Genomic DNA, 16,691 nt, shown 5'->3' with positions numbered 1-16,691 from the left:
TATCGCCAGTGAGTAGTTTTAGTATGGGCGGCAATCCTCCCGACAACAATAACCCCGCCGATGGCCCTGAATCCGTTCAGGACTATCTGGATTTGTTGTTGACCAATGTTACTGAAAAGCCGGAGACGCAAATAGACTCCGTCGATAATAACCAACAGGTCAATAGCGCGAGCATGGCTGCCAGTAATGTCGCCTTGATTAGCTCCCGAACAGCAGTCCGCAGTTTTAGCAGCGCAGGTAGTAGCTCAAGACCCCAGACATGGCGCGCTGATAGCCAACCATCCGAACTTAAGCCTTATGCAGAACCATCTGCATTAGTCATCAAGCCTTTATCACTAAAAACAGTTGAAACTCCAGCTGCGCCAGCCCCGGTAGATCTTAGAAAATCTACAGAAAAAGTGCCTGAGGTGAAAGTAGCTACCGAGGTAAGGCCAAAGACCCTCCTGCTGTCCCGGCTCCAGAGGTAACTGAGGTCAGGGTTGAACCTGAAGAGCAGGCAGAAGCAACAGTAGCCAATAACGCTGAGCTTGAGCCCGCTGCTGAATTAGTGACTACCCGCTGGGAGAATGGCCGGCCAATTTGGGCGCAGCAGCGCTTTGAGTGCTTATTGTTTCGGTGGGGGGCTTACTTTAGCGGTGCCCTTGGTTGAATTGGGTACAATTATTCCGATGCAGGAAAAACTGACGTTTATATTCGGCCAGATTGACTGGATGATGGGGCTATTACCGGTCAAAAATGGCAACTTAAGAATTATCAATACTGCAAAAGTCGTTATGCCTGAACGGTATGCTGAGCATATGGCGGATAATTTTGCCTACGCCATTTCTATTAACGATATGGACTGGGCGTTGGCGGTAGATTCGGTCTCTAATGCGATTACGTTGGAGCCGGAGGATGTTCGCTGGCGCACTGAGCGCAGTAAGCGGCCCTGGTTGGCGGGTACGGTAGTGGAGCATATGTGTTCATTGGTCGATGTGAGCCAGTTGGCAGCGATGTTTGAAGAGGCCAATAACAATAAATAAGTACTTTCCACCACATTCTTCTGGGGATAATGCTGGCATAGATAGTGCTTTGTTCTATAGTAATGTGACGTGAGTGATTATTTTTTGACGCAGCTCCTTGGATCTAAAGGGCAGCATTGTTAAAGGTGTTTAGGTATGGCCACGAATACGGCAAAAAATACAGATGATCCAATGCTTCAGTGGGTAACCTTCCGTCTTGACGGGGAAACCTACGGTATCAATGTAATGCAGGTGCAGGAAGTGTTGCGCCACACGGAGATTGCTGCCGTGCCAGGTGCCCCCGCTTATGTCCTGGGTATTATTAATCTGCGCGGTAATGTGGTTACTGTTATTGATACCCGTCATCGTTTTGCACTGCCCAGTGCTGAAATTACAGATCAAACCCGTATTGTCATTATCGAAGCGGATAATCATGTCGTGGGAATTCTGGTTGATGCGGTGGCCGAGGTGGTGTATTTGCGTCAATCTGAAATTGAAACTGCACCCAATGTGGGGAATGACGACAGTGCTAGATTTATTCAAGGTGTATGTAACAAAAATAATCAGCTGCTTATTTTGGTTGAGCTGGATAAATTACTCACTGATCGTGAATGGTCAGAAATAGATGAGTTCTAAAGGATGACTTTAGTTTGGGTTGCTTTAGTTGGATGCTTTGTCATTGCTATTAGTGCAGTGGTCTACACGCAGCAATTAAATCAGCGCCAGCAATTATCGCAACAACAATCTGAACAGACTATAAAACAATTACAGCATGAGCTGGATGTCGTTAATCGTGCGGCAATGGGTGTTGGTCAACGCTTAATTCATACCGAGAAAAAATTGAAAAAGGTCACTGAAAAGCAGCAGCAGTTTGATATGTATAACGGTGAGACAATGCCGTATAACCTCACTTCTTCCTGGGCTGAAGGTGGCGATGGAGTAGAGCAGTTGGTTGAGCGCTATGGGATGCCGGAAGCTGAAGCGAGTTTATTATCGCTACTGAAAAATCGTGCGGCTGAATCGCATTAATGTTTGGACGTGTTTGGTGTTTTAAAAAGAGCTGCTTGCAGCTCTTTTTTTTTGGCTCAATCTATAGTCGTAGTCAGGATAGGCAGCTACTGCAATAATAAGGGTGCGGGGTTTTGGTTGTCGGGCTCCCAGCCTTCGGGAAATTTCCCTTGTATTTTATAAGCAAAGGCGATGACCTGAGCGATACATAAATACAATGTCTCGGGAATTTCTTCGCCAATACCAATCTCCGATAGCAGTTGTAATAGCGCTTCATTTTCAAACAATGGAATACCATGCTGACGGGCGATTTCAATAATTTGCTCAGCTAATTCGTCAGCACCTGCAGCAGTGACTGTAGGCGCATTGCGGCCATCATATTGAAGTGATACTGCACGCTTTTGCTTGTCTTCTGAATCGCTCATGTATGTATATCTACCAGTTGTCGATAAAGTGGCTGTGTTGTTTTTGGTGGATCGCCTAATTGACAGTCAACTTTTTTAACGTTTACTCCAACTTTTTCCAGATTCTTTCTTAGTTCACCGATTTCCTGTTTTACCGTTTGGTGAGTGGCTTCCAGTTGTGACCACACTATTGCCGCCACTGACATACCCACAATATTAAGTTGTACGCTCATTTTCCCCAGACTGTGGAGGTCGAAAGCCAGCATCACAGTCCATGATTGTTGTCCCCGTTGTTTTTTTTCTTCGGCCTCTTCATCGATAAGGTGTTGGTCAATACGCAGCTGTAAATTATCAATATTTTTGCCGTGGACGATAGGTATTTCCAGTGTCCAGCTATTAGCTGGTGCAGGTGCATCGGGAGTGTTGGCTTGACGGGCGCTGAGGGTTTCGAGCTGATTCATTTGTGTGCGCGCTAAACCAGCTAATAATTGATTACTCAGTTGTCGTAACACCACGTCTAAATTCTGGTTTTTGCTATTCGCAGTATTATCGCTGTTAGTCAGTTGGGTTAATGGTAGTTCGGGCGTGATGGGAATAATTGGTGGTGCTTTTGCCTCTTCACTAGTAGCAGGAATAGTGCTGGAATTTGGTAGTGGTGGTAGTAGTGTGCTAGCGGTGTTTGCAGGGTTTGGGTTAGTAGTTGCTGCACGTGGATTATTATCAGCTTGTGCTTTATCTATAGCAGGAAGTAAGCGTAATAATAATGCTTTAATATCCTGGTTGATGGCTGCAGTATTGGCGCTCGAATTTAGTGTTTTAGTGTTTGTGGTGTTCGGCGATATCTGCTGAACTAATTTTTGGATAAGTTTCGCTTCCAAAAATACACCGCTATTGTGCATGCTTTGTTTCAAGTTTTGCGGCTGTTGCAGTTGTTGTGCTGTGGGAAACTGTTTTAGCAAGATGCTGAGTTGTGATTGAATCTCTTTAGGTAGTGGGGTCAGTGGGTTGCTGGTTAATTGCTGCAGTAATGGCAGCAATAATTTTAGCGTTTGTTGCTTTGGTAGGACTTGTCGCAAGCCCTGCTCAATGGTGGCGCGATTTTGTTGGGCGGGTGTGTTGTTGGTTGTTAGGGAGTTGTTAGTGGTGTTTGCAATAGTGCTGCGAGCTAACATGCCTTTAGTGGGTTCATTAACCAGTGGTTGATTGCTGTTGCTGAGCCCCGTCGTTGTAGTGTTAGCGTTATTTTGATTGCCAATACTAATGATATTGGCCAAGTTGTTTTGAGCAATAGACAAAGTGATGCGGGTGCCGACGGGTATGGGGACACGGGTGGTCAATTCCAGTTGTTGCTTACCCGTTTCTACCGCGACTTTAAATTGCGGCTCCCCATTGTTGTTAGGCTTGCCACTAGCGGCACTGAGTTGAGTGCTGGCAAGCACCACCGCCTCAATAACACTGCTATTGGTCGCGGCAGCAGCAATAAGCGGGCTGCCGCTGCTCGCTTTTAATGGTATTAGCTGATTAATTAATGAATCTACAGAGGGTGTCATTGCTGCCGCCAATTGGGTAAGCAGTGCTTCTACGGATTGCGCTGCCGCTGCGGTACTCGATGTTGAATAAGCAGCAGGCGCTAACTGTGGAAGTATTTGCTGTATTAGCGGCGCCAAAGACATACTGGTCATAGGGTACGCCGCCCGATTGTGTATATAATAGCGCCCTTATAACAGGATGACAGCCAAAACGTGTTTCGACGTTTGGATTGCTGGCAACAAGACCGTGAGAGTGTTTGTTGGCTTCATTAATAGTCTATCGGCAATTATGCTAAAAACTTGGATAGATTTCTGCTCTCAGGCTTGGCTGTAATTCAATGACAATAATTTCTAAAGGCTAGGATTCAGTGCCCCTCCTTTTACAAACAAAAGAGCTTAGCTGCGAGCGTGACGGTCGAACGCTGGTTTCAGCGTTAAATCTAACGGTTGAGTCAGGTGCGATTTATCGGGTAGAAGGCCCAATGGCAGCGGTAAAACCACCTTGTTGCGGGTGTTATCAGGCTTGTCTTCGAGATTCGCCGGTCAGTTGTTGTGGCGGGGGGCAGATCTGGACCGGCGGCGGGCTGACTACTATTCTGAATTACTCTATCTTGGGCATAGTACCGGGGTGAAAGCGGCTTTAACTCCCAGAGAAAACCTCCAGTGGCAGGCGGCCTTAACCGGGATGACGGCAGCGAGTTTACCGTCATCGATTGATTCGGCGTTGGCTAAGGTAGGTTTGTTTGGTTATGAGGACTCGCCTTGCTACACCTTGTCAGCGGGTCAGCAGCGGCGGGTGGGTCTGGCGCGTTTATTTATTGGCCGGCGCCAATTATGGATTTTGGATGAACCGTTTACTGCCATCGATAAGCAAGGGGTAACAGAGCTCGAGTCCTGGATTGAGCGTTTTGTGGCTGATGGTGGAGCAGTGATTTTAACCACTCATCATGAACTCAATATGAATTGTCCGGTACATAACGTGCGCTTGGGGGGGCAGTGAGTATGCCGTCACCGATACCCGTCTCATTGTTTGGTGCCTTTCTCGCGACTTTAAGGCGGGACTTGCTGTTGGCTTTGCGCCGCCGTAGTGATTTTTTCAATCCGCTGGCTTTTTTTCTGATTGTTTGCTCATTGTTTCCATTGGGTATCAGCCCCGACCCTAAGCAGCTAGCGCTATTGGCGCCAGGCATTCTATGGGTGGTGGCACTGCTGGCCTGTTTGCTGGCCAGTGACACGATGTTTCGCAGCGATTACGACGATGGCAGTTTAGAGCAAATGTTACTCAGCCCGGTGTCGCTATATTTACAAGTATTGGCTAAAACCCTTGCGCACTGGATGCTGACAGGCCTGCCTTTGACCTTGCTTTCGCCGCTGCTAGCGGTGCTGTTACAAATGCCCGCACTGGGGATGCTGCCACTGATGATGAGTTTGTGTGTCGGGACGGCAGTTTTGAGCTTTATTGGCGCTATCGGTGCTGCGCTTACGGTAGGTTTACGCAAAGGTGGATTATTATTGTCATTAATAATATTGCCGCTCTATATTCCTGTGCTGATCTTTGGGGTCAGTACAGTAAAAACAGCACTGGAAGGCATGGCGTATTTACCGCAATTGGCTATATTGGGTGCGTTGCTGGCGCTGGCTGTCACACTGGCACCACTAGCTATTGCTGCCAGTGTTCGCATCAGTGTTGATAACTAGCCGATATTTAGCTGGTAATAATCGCCACAGCCGTAATAAGTCCTGCGGTAATGGCTAGCAGGCAGCCGATCACAACGGCTACATGTTTCATGGTGGTGGCATCGTCAATCGCTTGTTCGTTCATCAGTTTTCTCCTGTACTGGACGTATCATCGCTGTTGCTGGTTTTTGATAATGAGTTGAAACAGCTTACCCTGTCACTACAACTCTGACTTTGATGCAAATCAAGCAAACTTTACTGTTGTTTAACCACAGTTATCCTCTGAGTGACTACCGGAAAGAGTGCTTTCTTGTATAATGGCCGCCAAATAAATTACGCCATTCTCTGGGCTGGGTGCTGTAAAAATACAATGTGGACTTTCTTCCATAAAATGGGTTCGCCCCGCTGGTTTTATCAAATTAGCGGTCAATGGTTACCTTGGCTGTCTTTGCTTGCTATCAGCTTATTACTGCTAGGAGCTGTATGGGGTCTCGCGTTTGCCCCTACTGATTATAAGCAAGGTAATAGCTACCGGATTATCTATGTACATGTGCCCTCCTCAGCGATTGCACTGGTGGGCTATATGCTTATGGCTACTGCCGGGGCAATTAGTCTGATCTGGAAAATGAAGCTGGCTGAAGTGGTGATGAAGTGTGCGGCGCCGATTGGTGCTGGCATGACCCTGATTTCTTTATGCAGTGGCGCTTTATGGGGCAAGCCAACCTGGGGCACCTATTGGGTGTGGGATGCGCGCTTGACCTCCATGCTGATTTTGTTTTTTCTTTACTTGGGGGTGATCGCCCTCTATGAGGCTTTTGAAGATAATATTTCTGCCAATAAAGCCTGTGCAGTATTAAGTTTGGTTGGCAGTGTGAACATTCCAATCATTTATTGGTCAGTAGAGTGGTGGAATAGTTTGCACCAGCCGGCCACTTTAAAATTGACTAAAGAATCTACTATGCACCCAGATATGCTACAGCCGCTGCTAATTATGATCGCTGCCTTTTATTGTATTTATGCCGTGTTGTTGTTGCTCTATACCCGTACTGAAATTTTACAGCGTGAACGCAATACTAAATGGGTAAAAGAGATTGTGAGAAGTTCTGCGGGAAGTGTAGAGAGAAATGCGGAGAGAGGTGCGGTTTAAGTGACGTTTAAGTTTGATGATTTTTCCGCCTTTATGGTTATGGAAGGACACGGGGTTTTTGTTTGGTCGGTTTATGCTATTACCTTTGTGGTGTTGTTGGTGTTAGCGGTTAGCCCGCTGCGAAAAAAACGCCGGTTTATGATTGAGCAGGCGATGTTGCTGCGACGAGAACAAAACGCCACTACAGTCAGCCCTCCACCATCAGTAGTGAGAATCCTTAACGTGCCAATGCATCCCCACAGAAAACAGCGATTAATCGTAGTGTTGTTTATTATCTTTGGTGCTGCTGTAGCAGTAGCATTAGCGACTTTTGCACTGCGGGAGAATATCAATTTATTTTATCCGCCGGCTGATATTGTTGCCGGTAAAGCACCTGTTGGTAAAAATATTCGCGCCGGTGGTATGGTGCTGGAAGGCAGTATCAAGCGTGATAGCCAAAGTTTACGGGTGGATTTTATCGTTACTGATTATCAAGCCAATGTGCCGGTGGTCTATACCGGGATTCTGCCTGATTTATTTGCTGAGGGGCAAGGTGTCGTCGCTTCCGGCCAGCTTGATGAAGATGGCGTGTTTCAGGCAACTGAAGTACTCGCCAAACACGACGAAAATTATATGCCTCCGGAAGTGCAGTCAGCGCTGGACAGTGCTGCCGCTAGCGGTGGCGAAGAGGGTGCAGTGAAAACCAAAGGCAATCCTGCTGCAACATACCAGGGGTATGATCAATGATTCCTGAGTACGGACATTTCGCATTAATTCTGGCGCTGGCTTTAGCGTTACTCCAAGCCGCGGTCCCATTATGGGGAGCTGTTAGTAAAAATAATTATTTAATGGCTTTGAGTCGCTCGCTGGCAGTCGGGCAATTTACCTTCATCGCTATCGCGTTCGTGGTATTAAGTTATTTGTTCTTACAGGATGATTTTTCAGTAGTGGTAGTGGCCAGTCATTCCAATACGCAGTTGCCGTGGTTTTATAAGCTCAGTGCGGTATGGGGTAATCATGAAGGTTCATTACTGCTGTGGGTATTAATATTATCGATTTGGAGTTTGGCCGTCGCCATATTCAGTCGCGAGTTACCACTGGATATGTTAGCCAGGGTGCTGTCGGTGATGGGCATGATCTCGGTCGGGTTCCTGTTATTTTCTTTGCTCACATCCAATCCCTTTGAGCGGCATTTACCTAATTCACCGATGGAGGGCAGTGACCTCAATCCGTTGTTACAGGATTTCGGTTTGGTGATTCATCCGCCGGTTTTATATTTTGGCTACGTTGGTTTTTCCGTGGCGTTTGCTTTTGCGATTGCTGCCTTGAGTAGTGGGCGGTTGGATGCGGCATGGGCTAAATGGTCACGTCCCTGGACTAATATCGCCTGGGCATTTTTAACTTTGGGGATTGGCCTGGGGAGTTGGTGGGCGTATTACGAATTGGGTTGGGGCGGCTGGTGGTTCTGGGACCCGGTGGAGAATGCCTCATTTATGCCGTGGATAGTGGGCACCGCATTGATTCACTCCTTGGCGGTCACCGAAAAGCGTGGGGTGTTTAAAAGCTGGACAGTATTGCTCGCCATCATTGCGTTCTCACTCAGTTTATTAGGTACATTTTTAGTGCGGTCGGGGGTGCTGACGTCTGTACATTCCTTTGCAGCAGATCCCGAAAGAGGTTTATTTATTTTGGCCTTTTTAATTCTGGTGGTTGGTAGTTCATTAACCCTTTATGCCCTGCGTGCGCCTACGGTAGCCAGCAAGAGTCACTATGATTGGTTGTCGCGGGAAATGTTATTGCTGGTGAATAATGTGGTGCTACTTGCTGCCATGCTGACAGTATTATTCGGTACTTTATTTCCACTGCTGATGGATGGTTTGGGTTATGGCAAGTATTCAGTTGGCCCGCCGTATTTTAATTCAGTGTTTGTACCACTGATGGCGATTCTGATTCTTTTTATGGGGATTGGTCCCACTACCCGCTGGAAAAAAACCAAAGTGGATTATCTGCAATCCAAATTAATGATTGCTGCTGTGGTGAGTGTGCTAGTGGGTATTGCCTTTCCGTTTTTCTATGGCGCTGAATATAATATTGCCGCTGCTTTGGCGGTGTGTTTTGCCGCTTGGTTGTTATTTTCCAGCCTCGCCAACCTGAAAGATAAATTGCGTCACTCGCAGTCAATTATGGCTGGGCTCAAACGTTTACAGTTAGCGTATTACGGCATGCTGATTGCTCATCTGGGTTTTGCCTGTACGGTGTTAGGTGTTTGTCTCACCAGCCAGTATTCTGTGGAGCGCGATTTACGGATGTTGCCCGGGGATGAGTTGGCGTTGGCGGGTTATCAGTTCCAGTTTCAGGGTACCCGTACGATTGAAGGGCCTAATTATCGCGGTGATGAAGGTGTTATTACCGTTACCGAAAAAGGTAAAACCATTGCCACTTTGCATCCACAAAAACGTACTTATAACGCCCAGCAAGGTCAGGTAATGACCGAGGCGGCTATTGATAATGGTCTGTTTCGTGATTTGTATGTCGCTCTGGGTGAGCCTTTGGGTGGTGGCGCCTGGGCAGTGCGAGTGCATTACAAACCCTTTGTGCGCTGGATGTGGTTGGGTGCTATTTTAATGACATTGGGTGGCGCGTTAGCTGCTGTAGATAAACGTTATCGTCTGCGTGCAAGTGCTAGCGTGAGCGAAGAAGAAAATGAACAGTTGATTAAAAGCGCAGCTTTTAATGCCAGTCCGAAAAAAGCCTGAGACTGATAATAATAATGAATCGCTTGAAATTATTTATCCCGCTGATTGCATTTGTGCTGGTAGCTGCATTTTTTTATATGATGATCAACCGCATCGATCAGGGGGAATATAGTCCTCAAAATCTGCCGTCTGCACTGGTGAATAAACCCTTTCCCAGTTTTGCTTTATCACAATTAGAGCAGCCGCAAACACAATTAACCCAAACCGATTTATTGGGTTCCATTGCATTGATCAATGTGTGGGCGACCTGGTGTCCTTCTTGCCATATTGAGCATGGTTATTTAAATATTTTGTCGACTGAGCGAAATATCAAAATTTACGGCGTCAATTATAAAGATCAGGCAGATGCTGCCCAGCGTTGGTTGGCGGAAAAGGGAAACCCCTATCAATTTAATATTTTTGATCCGGCCGGCCGTTTAGGTTTGGACATGGGGGTGACCGGCGCACCTGAGACCTATGTTATTGATCATCGCGGTTTTGTTCGGATGCGTTATCAGGGCCCGTTAAACGAATCGGTTTGGCAAGAAAAGTTCAAGCCATTGATTACCCAGCTCGAAGCTGAGCGCAAAGCTGACCCGCGTTTACAACCTGGAGTCGCAGGATGAGATTGTTATTGCTGTTAATTTTGTTGAGCTCTTGTTACACACAAGCGGTGGTAGAGACTTATGAATTTGACAATGAAGTGACGCGGGAGCGCTACCAGCAATTTATCGATGAGCTGCGTTGCCCCAAGTGTCAAAATCAAAACTTATCCGGTTCCAACTCACCTATTGCTGAAGATTTACGGCGCGAACTTTATCGCTTATTGCAGGATGGGCAATCGGATCAACAAATTGTAGATTTTATGGTGGCACGCTATGGTGAATTTATTCTGTATCGGCCCCGTTTTAATCCAGAGACTGCATTGCTGTGGATGGCGCCAGCGGTTTTTCTTATTTTGGGCTTAGTCATTATCATCGTCGTTTTTCGTCGGCAGAGGCAGGCGGCGTCGGTGGATGGTACCGAACAGGATGGTCAGGATGTTGGTTTGGATGGCACCGAGCGGCAGCAATTACAACAGATATTATCAACGAGTACGGTGACATCGGCTCAGTCCAAGGATCAATCGAATGCCTGAGTTTTTTATAGTCGCCATAGTATTGGTGTTAGTGGCGGCGCTATTTGTATTGTCACCGCTGATGATGAATCGCAGCGCGCAGCAGTCTAGCCGTGAAGGCATTAATATCAGTGTCTTTAAGCAGCGCTTGGCTGAGCTGGAAGCTGATTGTGATAACCGTGATATTACCGAAAAAGAGTTTCTGCAATTAAAAACGGAATTAGAGCGGCGGCTATTGGAAGAGGTCACCAGCCCAGGGGGCGGTGTGACGTCTATTCAGCGGCCATCGTGGAAGTTGCCAGTCATGTTGGCGTTGATGTTGCCGCTGATTGGCTGGGGTGTGTATCAGCAAACGGGTGCTAAAGCGGATTGGGAAATTACCGACACCTTAAAAACACTCAGACATAAAGCCGCTGCCGGTGAAGAGGTTAAAGCCATTGAGCAGCAGTTGTTAAAACAACTGGACGCGCGCTTATTGCAACGCCCTGAAAACCCCCATTACTTAATGATGATTGGTCGCACCCAAATGGAGTTGGCCAATTATCCTGCTGCTACCGACGCTTATCAGCGGCTGGCGCAGGTGTACCCTGAAGACCCGGCGGTGCTGGCACAATATGCGCAGTCACTGTATTTGTCTTCCAATCGTCAATTGACGCCCAAAGTGCAGGCGATATCTGATAAAGCATTGCAGCTGAACCCACAGCAGCCTACGGTACTGGGCATGTTAGGGATCGCCAGTTTTGAAGCGGGCGAATACCAGCAGGCTATTGGCTATTGGCAGCAATTATTACCGATGCTGGGGCCGGTATCACCCAATCGACAAATGATCACTGCCGGTATCGAGCAGGCTAAATCGCTGTTGGCTGAAAGTGGCGTGGTATTAGATGAGGCCCCGGCTCCGGCTGCAGAAGGCGGAGCAATAGCGGTCAGTTTACAATTACAGGTTTCCATAGCTGAACAAGTGGCGGTTGATCCCGATTCTGCAGTCTTCGTTTTTGCTCGCGCCGTAGCGGGGCCGAGAATGCCGTTGGCGGTGGCGCGTTTGCGGGTGGTAGATTTGCCAGCCATAGTTACTCTGGATGATTCTATGGCGATGGCGCCGGGTTTAAATCTTTCCAGCTTTGAGCAGGTGGAAGTCATTGCCCGTATTTCCAAAAACGGTATCGCTAATCGCGGCCCCGGTGATTGGGAGGGCGTATTTGGTCCCGTACAAACCGCGCAGCAAGCCGGACCCATCAGTCTGCAGATCAGCGAGCAAGTGCAATAGCCTGCCGCTGTCATCAAGGTGTAAAAAAATCCGAAAAAGCCCCATTTCAACGTAGTCCTGCTGCGGCAAAAGCTATACACTAAGCGCCGTTTACTGGGGAATTGGTGGCGTAATAAATCGACCGTATTTTGAAATAGTAATTATAATAAATACAACAAGTTACGCCGATAACATAAAGTAAAAGTTAAAGTATAATGCGATTAAAAAGTATCAAGCTGGCGGGGTTTAAATCCTTCGTCGATCCAACCACTGTGTCATTTCCATCAAATCTGGGCTGTGTTGTCGGCCCGAATGGTTGTGGTAAGTCTAATATTATCGATGCTGTACGTTGGGTGATGGGTGAAAGCTCGGCTAAAAACCTGCGTGGCGAGAATATGACCGACGTTATTTTTAACGGCTCGGTTAATCGTCAGCCGGTGGGGCAGGCCTCCATTGAATTGGTTTTTGATAACACCGATGGCAAGGTCGGCGGTGAATATGCCCGCTTTGCGGAAATCGCTATCCGCCGCAAAGTCACCCGCGAAGCCATTTCCGAATACTACCTCAATGGCACCAAGTGCCGTCGCCGGGATATTACTGATATTTTCCTAGGTACCGGTTTAGGGCCGCGCAGTTACGCCATTATCGAGCAGGGTATGATTTCCCGCTTGATTGAATCCAAGCCAGAAGAGCTGCGGGTTTTTATTGAAGAAGCCGCCGGTATTTCCAAATACAAAGAGCGCCGTCGTGAAACCGAAAACCGCATGCGTCGCACACTGGAAAACCTTGAGCGCTTAACTGACTTGCGCGATGAGCTTGAACGCCAGCTACAGCATTTGCAGCGGCAGGCACAAGCGGCTGAGCGCTATACGGAGTTGAAAAAAGAGGAGCGATTGTTAAAGGCGCAATTACAGGCCTTGCAATGGAAGTCCCTGGACGGTCAGGTCAAAGTCTACGAAACCTCCATCCGTGACTTGGAAGTTAAGCTGGAAGGGGTGATTGCCGAACAGCGCGCCGTTGATGCTGATATCGAAAAGTTTCGCGACGTTCATACCGATACCATGGATCGCTTCAACGAAGTACAAGCCCGTTACTATGGTATTGGCGCTGAAATCTCCCGTACTGAACAGAATATTCAACATCAGCAGGAACGCAGCCGCCAATTGAAGGACGATTTGGCGCAAACCGAGCGCAACTATCAAGAGTCAAAACAGCATCTAGTTACCGATACCGAGAAGCAGGAGCGCTGGTCGGCTGAAGTTGAAGAGATTCAGCCAGAGCTGGAATTGGCACAGAGTTCCGAAGAAGAAACCGCAGCGGCATTGCTTGACGCTGAAGAGTCGATGCAAGCCTGGCAGCAGCAGTGGGATGATTTCAATCAGAAAGCGTTGGAGCCACGGCAGAAAGCAGAGGTTCAGCAATCCCGCATTCAACATCTTGAACAGGCGCTGAGTCGCATCCAGCAACGTATTGAAAAACTGGAAGAGGAAAAGTCAGGTTTAAGCGCCGGCCCGGTTGAAGAAGAAATTGAGTTGCTAAACGAGCAGTTGGCTGAAGCCGACATGCAGCGTGAAGAGCAGCAGTTAAAGTTAGAACAGCAGACCGATGAGATTCAGCAATTGCGCGATGGCAATGTTGAGCTGGGTGCCGAGTTGGATAAGTCGCGCAACCAGCTGCAAAGTATGCGCGGTCGGCATGCGTCGTTAGAAGCTTTGCAGCAGGCGGCGCTAGGTCGGCAGCAGGGTGCGATCAGTGATTGGTTAAAATCCAGTGGTCTGGATAGCCAGGCCCGTTTGGCTGAAAATTTAAAAGTAGCTAGTGGTTGGGAAACCGCCGTTGAAACGGTTTTAGGTGAGCATCTGCAAGCTGTCTGTGTCGATGGTTTGGATGCTGTTGCTGCGTTGGCAGCTAATCTCGAGCACGGCAGCATTACGCTATTAGATGCCAATACACCTGCGCTCAATGAAGGTTCCTTGGCAGACACCTTAGCCAGTAAACTGGAGAGTGGTCAGCAGGCACAATCGCTGTTGGCGGGAATTTATGTGGCGGCAGATTTAACGGCCGCGTTAGCGTTGCGCAGTCAGCTCGCTGCCCATGAGTCAGTAGTCACCGCGGATGGTTTATGGATTGGTTCCAACTGGTTGCGAGTTGCTAAAGACTCTGATGAGCAGGCCGGTGTATTACAGCGGCAGCAGGAGTTAGAAACACTGACCGCCAGCATGGTTGATGCCGAGCAAAGCGTTGAGTCGCTTGATAGCCAATTGGCAGCAGGCCGTGAGAAATTAAAGGTTCTGGAAACCAGTCGCGAACAATTGCAGCGTGAAGCGCAGTCGCAGAACAATAAGCATTCAGAGCTGCGTTCAGCGCTGAGTGCCAAGCAAGTTAACATCGAGCAGATCAGTTCACGCCGCGAACGCATCAGCGGTGAAATCGCTGAAAGCCGTGAACAGTTTCAGATGGAGCAGGAAAGTCTGGGCGAAGCACGGATGATTTTGTCGGAAGCGATTGAGTCTATGGAGCAGGATTCCAGTCAGCGCGAAACGTTACTGGCACAACGCGACCAGTGTCGTACGGTGCTGGATAATGCCCGTCAAGCAGCCCGCCATGATAAAGACTCAGCCCACCAATTAGCGATGCGCTATCAATCGCTGCGGGCGCAATTGGATTCGATGAGTCAAAATATCGAGCGTACCCGTTATCAGGTCGAGCAGTTAGAAGAGCGGCGCACCACCTTGTTGGAAGGTATTAGTGGTTCTGATGACCCGGTGGAAGAATTAAAACTGGAGCTGGAAACACAGCTAGAGCAGCGTTTGCAAATCGAAGAGGAGTTAACTGAGGCCAGACGCAAGGTTGATGAAATTGAGCATGGTTTACGTGAGGCTGAAAGCAAGCGCAGCGGGATTGAAGCTCGTGCGCAAACCGTTCGTTCCGAATTGGAGCGCGGCCGTGTAGAAGTGCAGGGTTTACAAGTTCGTCGTCGCACCCTGGAAGAACAGTTGATTGAAACCCAATATGAGCTGGATAACGTGCTGGCTAATCTGCCTGAAGATGCAGAAGAAAAATTGTGGCATGAGAATCTGGAAAGTATTGGGCGGCGTATCGCGCGCTTGGGGCCCATTAATTTAGCGGCAATTGATGAGTATAAATCCCAGTCAGAACGTAAGACTTATTTAGACGCGCAGAATGCTGATCTGGAAGAAGCTTTGCAGACTTTGGAAAATGCTATCCATAAAATTGATAAAGAAACTCGCCAGCGTTTTAAAGATACCTTCGATCAGGTGAATAGCAGTTTGCAAGAGTTGTTCCCGAAAGTATTTGGCGGTGGTACAGCTTATCTGGAAATGACCGGTGATGATTTATTGGATACTGGTATTGCTATCATGGCACGGCCACCAGGCAAGCGTAACAGCACCATTCATTTATTGTCTGGTGGCGAAAAAGCCCTGACGGCTATCGCCCTGGTATTTTCTATATTCCGTTTGAACCCAGCGCCGTTCTGTATGCTGGATGAGGTTGATGCACCATTGGACGATGCCAATGTGGGGCGTTATGCCCGTCTGGTAAAAGAAATGTCCAAGCAGGTACAGTTTATCTACATCACCCACAATAAAATTGCGATGGAAATGGCCGATCAATTGCTCGGCGTGACCATGCATGAACCTGGCGTTTCTCGTCTGGTGACGGTGGATGTTGATGAGGCTGCGGAACTTGCGGCGATATAACGGGTACTAATAGTAGAGGGATGGGTTGGCTGCAGGCAGTGCTGGCTTCTGACGTATTCGCTCAGCGGTTTGAACAGAGTTGCAATGCGCTAAACTGGTGCTAACTTATACCTTTATAGTTAATTAGTTTGGCTATGATTAACGCAGCTATTGTGCTGCATTTTTTGACTCATTCACAAAGGTATTAAGGCTACAATGGAACTCGGTGTTCGCGACTGGATGCTCATTGTTGGTGTGCTGCTTATTTTAGCAGTGCTGATTGATGGCTATCGCCGCATGCGCAATGAGCGTCGCGGTAGAATTCGCATGGCTTTAAATAAACAATTCCTGAACTCCGCTGGTGCCAGTGATGATGATATCGGTACTGGCGAATTGCCTGCGGGTGGTGCTCGCATTGTCGGCCGTCGCGGTGGCAATGAAGAGTTGGACCTGGAGCAATCCGTGCCGATGCTAATGGAGTCAGTTGCGGATGAATTGACCGCAGCTGAATCTGTCATTGATAATGCCAATGACTTGCCTGATGAAATACCTGATCCTATCGATGTCGCCGTAGCCGCAATGGCGGCAAAGGAAGAGCAGCCCACAACAAAAGATAAGCCTCAGGACATTGCCCAGCTAAAGCGTGAAGCAGAGACAAAAGCGGTAAGCAAATCTTCCCGCGTCGAAACTAATCCTGAAGAAGTGGTGGTGATTAATGTCATTGCTAAAAAAGAAGCCTTTAAAGGTCCAGATTTACTTCATATCTTATTGGCCTGCGATTTGCGCTTTGGTGATATGAATATTTTTCATCGCCACGAAGAAAAAGGCGGCAATGGCGCGGTTCAATTCAGTATGGCCAATAGTGTCGAGCCAGGTTTTTTTGATCTTGACACCATAGAAGATTTTACTACTCCCGGTGTCTGCTTTTTTATGAGTGTGCCTGGGCCTAAAGATCCCATCAAAGCGTTTGAATGTATGGTTGAAACCGCGCAGTGTCTGGTGACCAATTTGAATGGTGTGTTACTGGATGAGTCGCGTAGTGCTATGACTAATCAAACACTCGAGCATTGTCGCCAACGCTTGCAGGAACATCAGCGCCGTCAGCTGACGCATGTTTAATGCGTGGTTTATTTAAACCGCTTCTCTA

General features: G+C 47.9%; 16 protein-coding genes and 1 pseudogene. 15 read left to right on the top strand and 2 right to left on the bottom strand.

Translation table 11 applies throughout. The features are described from left to right. The first annotated feature begins 23 nt into the window (after window positions 1–23). The 4 genes from UNITIG_RS22060 to UNITIG_RS22045 all read left to right on the top strand — a co-directional run bounded on the left by UNITIG_RS22060 (window position 24) and on the right by UNITIG_RS22045 (window position 2,030). Window positions 24–467, top strand: a complete 444-nt coding sequence (locus UNITIG_RS22060; RefSeq protein WP_145999264.1) for a hypothetical protein — start codon at window positions 24–26, stop codon at window positions 465–467. Between the two features lie 99 nt (window positions 468–566). Continuing rightward, complete coding sequence (locus UNITIG_RS22055; RefSeq protein WP_101760491.1) at window positions 567–1,022, top strand: chemotaxis protein CheW; 456 nt, start codon at window positions 567–569, stop codon at window positions 1,020–1,022. Window positions 1,023–1,157: 135 nt separating this feature from the next. Further along, window positions 1,158–1,637: a chemotaxis protein CheW gene (locus tag UNITIG_RS22050; protein ID WP_101760490.1), complete on the top strand. Its 480-nt coding sequence runs from the start codon at window positions 1,158–1,160 to the stop codon at window positions 1,635–1,637. Between the two features lie 3 nt (window positions 1,638–1,640). Beyond that, window positions 1,641–2,030: a DUF2802 domain-containing protein gene (locus tag UNITIG_RS22045; protein WP_101760489.1), complete on the top strand. Its 390-nt coding sequence runs from the start codon at window positions 1,641–1,643 to the stop codon at window positions 2,028–2,030. A gap of 86 nt (window positions 2,031–2,116) precedes the next feature. On the opposite strand, the gene UNITIG_RS22040 is transcribed toward UNITIG_RS22045, so the two are convergent. Both UNITIG_RS22040 and UNITIG_RS22035 read right to left on the bottom strand, forming a co-directional pair. Further along, on the bottom strand, window positions 2,117–2,434 hold the full coding sequence (locus tag UNITIG_RS22040) for an EscU/YscU/HrcU family type III secretion system export apparatus switch protein (protein WP_101760488.1): 318 nt from the start codon (window positions 2,432–2,434) through the stop codon (window positions 2,117–2,119). Continuing rightward, window positions 2,431–4,095 carry a flagellar hook-length control protein FliK gene (locus UNITIG_RS22035; RefSeq protein WP_101760487.1) on the bottom strand — a complete coding sequence of 555 codons (1,665 nt, stop codon included), beginning with the start codon at window positions 4,093–4,095 and terminating at the stop codon, window positions 2,431–2,433. Before UNITIG_RS22035 ends, UNITIG_RS22040 begins: the two co-directional genes overlap by 4 nt. Window positions 4,096–4,465: 370 nt before the next feature. On the opposite strand from UNITIG_RS22035, the gene ccmA reads away from it, so the two are divergent. The 11 genes and pseudogenes from ccmA to zipA all read left to right on the top strand — a co-directional run bounded on the left by ccmA (window position 4,466) and on the right by zipA (window position 16,663). Next, complete coding sequence (ccmA, locus tag UNITIG_RS22030; protein WP_235015574.1) at window positions 4,466–4,942, top strand: heme ABC exporter ATP-binding protein CcmA; 477 nt, start codon at window positions 4,466–4,468, stop codon at window positions 4,940–4,942. A 2-nt stretch (window positions 4,943–4,944) separates the two neighbouring features. Further along, window positions 4,945–5,640: a heme exporter protein CcmB gene (ccmB, locus tag UNITIG_RS22025; protein WP_101760486.1), complete on the top strand. Its 696-nt coding sequence runs from the start codon at window positions 4,945–4,947 to the stop codon at window positions 5,638–5,640. A 349-nt stretch (window positions 5,641–5,989) separates the two neighbouring features. Beyond that, window positions 5,990–6,766 carry a heme ABC transporter permease gene (locus UNITIG_RS22020; protein ID WP_101760485.1) on the top strand — a complete coding sequence of 259 codons (777 nt, stop codon included), beginning with the start codon at window positions 5,990–5,992 and terminating at the stop codon, window positions 6,764–6,766. Between the two features lie 33 nt (window positions 6,767–6,799). Continuing rightward, window positions 6,800–6,928 (top strand): annotated as a pseudogene (ccmD, locus tag UNITIG_RS25265) (heme exporter protein CcmD); the annotation flags it as partial. A 66-nt stretch (window positions 6,929–6,994) separates the two neighbouring features. Continuing rightward, window positions 6,995–7,492 (top strand): cytochrome c maturation protein CcmE, encoded by a 498-nt coding sequence (gene ccmE / locus UNITIG_RS22015; protein WP_200821423.1) that lies wholly within the window; start codon window positions 6,995–6,997, stop codon window positions 7,490–7,492. Beyond that, the gene (locus UNITIG_RS22010; protein WP_101760483.1) at window positions 7,489–9,501 is read left to right on the top strand and encodes a heme lyase CcmF/NrfE family subunit; all 2,013 of its coding nucleotides are present in this window, start codon (window positions 7,489–7,491) and stop codon (window positions 9,499–9,501) included. Before ccmE ends, UNITIG_RS22010 begins: the two co-directional genes overlap by 4 nt. A 14-nt stretch (window positions 9,502–9,515) precedes the next feature. Continuing rightward, window positions 9,516–10,106 carry a DsbE family thiol:disulfide interchange protein gene (locus UNITIG_RS22005; RefSeq protein WP_101760482.1) on the top strand — a complete coding sequence of 197 codons (591 nt, stop codon included), beginning with the start codon at window positions 9,516–9,518 and terminating at the stop codon, window positions 10,104–10,106. Beyond that, complete coding sequence (locus UNITIG_RS22000; protein WP_101760481.1) at window positions 10,103–10,618, top strand: cytochrome c-type biogenesis protein; 516 nt, start codon at window positions 10,103–10,105, stop codon at window positions 10,616–10,618. The genes UNITIG_RS22005 and UNITIG_RS22000 overlap by 4 nt, the downstream gene beginning before the upstream one ends. Further along, entirely contained in the window at window positions 10,611–11,864 is a 1,254-nt protein-coding gene (gene ccmI, locus UNITIG_RS21995) for a c-type cytochrome biogenesis protein CcmI (RefSeq protein ID WP_101760480.1), read from the top strand. Before UNITIG_RS22000 ends, ccmI begins: the two co-directional genes overlap by 8 nt. Window positions 11,865–12,058: 194 nt before the next feature. After that, the gene (gene smc, locus UNITIG_RS21990) at window positions 12,059–15,565 is read left to right on the top strand and encodes a chromosome segregation protein SMC (protein WP_101760479.1); all 3,507 of its coding nucleotides are present in this window, start codon (window positions 12,059–12,061) and stop codon (window positions 15,563–15,565) included. A 195-nt stretch (window positions 15,566–15,760) separates the two neighbouring features. Then, entirely contained in the window at window positions 15,761–16,663 is a 903-nt protein-coding gene (gene zipA / locus UNITIG_RS21985; protein WP_101760478.1) for a cell division protein ZipA, read from the top strand. Window positions 16,664–16,691 lie beyond the last annotated feature (28 nt).

Source organism: Oceanicoccus sp. KOV_DT_Chl (assembly GCF_900120175.1).
GTDB lineage: Bacteria > Pseudomonadota > Gammaproteobacteria > Pseudomonadales > Dasaniaceae > Oceanicoccus.
This window is presented reverse-complemented; position numbering and strand designations above follow the sequence as displayed.

Bases quoted from the DNA above. Each gene is read 5' to 3' on its own strand.
- UNITIG_RS22060 (WP_145999264.1), top strand. From the start codon at position 24: ATGGGCGGCAATCCTCCCGACAACAATAACCCCGCCGATGGCCCTGAA.
- UNITIG_RS22055 (WP_101760491.1), top strand. From the start codon at position 567: ATGGCCGGCCAATTTGGGCGCAGCAGCGCTTTGAGTGCTTATTGTTTC.
- UNITIG_RS22050 (WP_101760490.1), top strand. From the start codon at position 1,158: ATGGCCACGAATACGGCAAAAAATACAGATGATCCAATGCTTCAGTGG.
- UNITIG_RS22045 (WP_101760489.1), top strand. From the start codon at position 1,641: ATGACTTTAGTTTGGGTTGCTTTAGTTGGATGCTTTGTCATTGCTATT.
- UNITIG_RS22040 (WP_101760488.1), bottom strand. From the start codon at position 2,434: ATGAGCGATTCAGAAGACAAGCAAAAGCGTGCAGTATCACTTCAATAT.
- UNITIG_RS22035 (WP_101760487.1), bottom strand. From the start codon at position 4,095: ATGACCAGTATGTCTTTGGCGCCGCTAATACAGCAAATACTTCCACAG.
- ccmB (WP_101760486.1), top strand. From the start codon at position 4,945: ATGCCGTCACCGATACCCGTCTCATTGTTTGGTGCCTTTCTCGCGACT.
- UNITIG_RS22020 (WP_101760485.1), top strand. From the start codon at position 5,990: ATGTGGACTTTCTTCCATAAAATGGGTTCGCCCCGCTGGTTTTATCAA.
- ccmE (WP_200821423.1), top strand. From the start codon at position 6,995: ATGCATCCCCACAGAAAACAGCGATTAATCGTAGTGTTGTTTATTATC.
- UNITIG_RS22010 (WP_101760483.1), top strand. From the start codon at position 7,489: ATGATTCCTGAGTACGGACATTTCGCATTAATTCTGGCGCTGGCTTTA.
- UNITIG_RS22005 (WP_101760482.1), top strand. From the start codon at position 9,516: ATGAATCGCTTGAAATTATTTATCCCGCTGATTGCATTTGTGCTGGTA.
- UNITIG_RS22000 (WP_101760481.1), top strand. From the start codon at position 10,103: ATGAGATTGTTATTGCTGTTAATTTTGTTGAGCTCTTGTTACACACAA.
- ccmI (WP_101760480.1), top strand. From the start codon at position 10,611: ATGCCTGAGTTTTTTATAGTCGCCATAGTATTGGTGTTAGTGGCGGCG.
- smc (WP_101760479.1), top strand. From the start codon at position 12,059: ATGCGATTAAAAAGTATCAAGCTGGCGGGGTTTAAATCCTTCGTCGAT.
- zipA (WP_101760478.1), top strand. From the start codon at position 15,761: ATGGAACTCGGTGTTCGCGACTGGATGCTCATTGTTGGTGTGCTGCTT.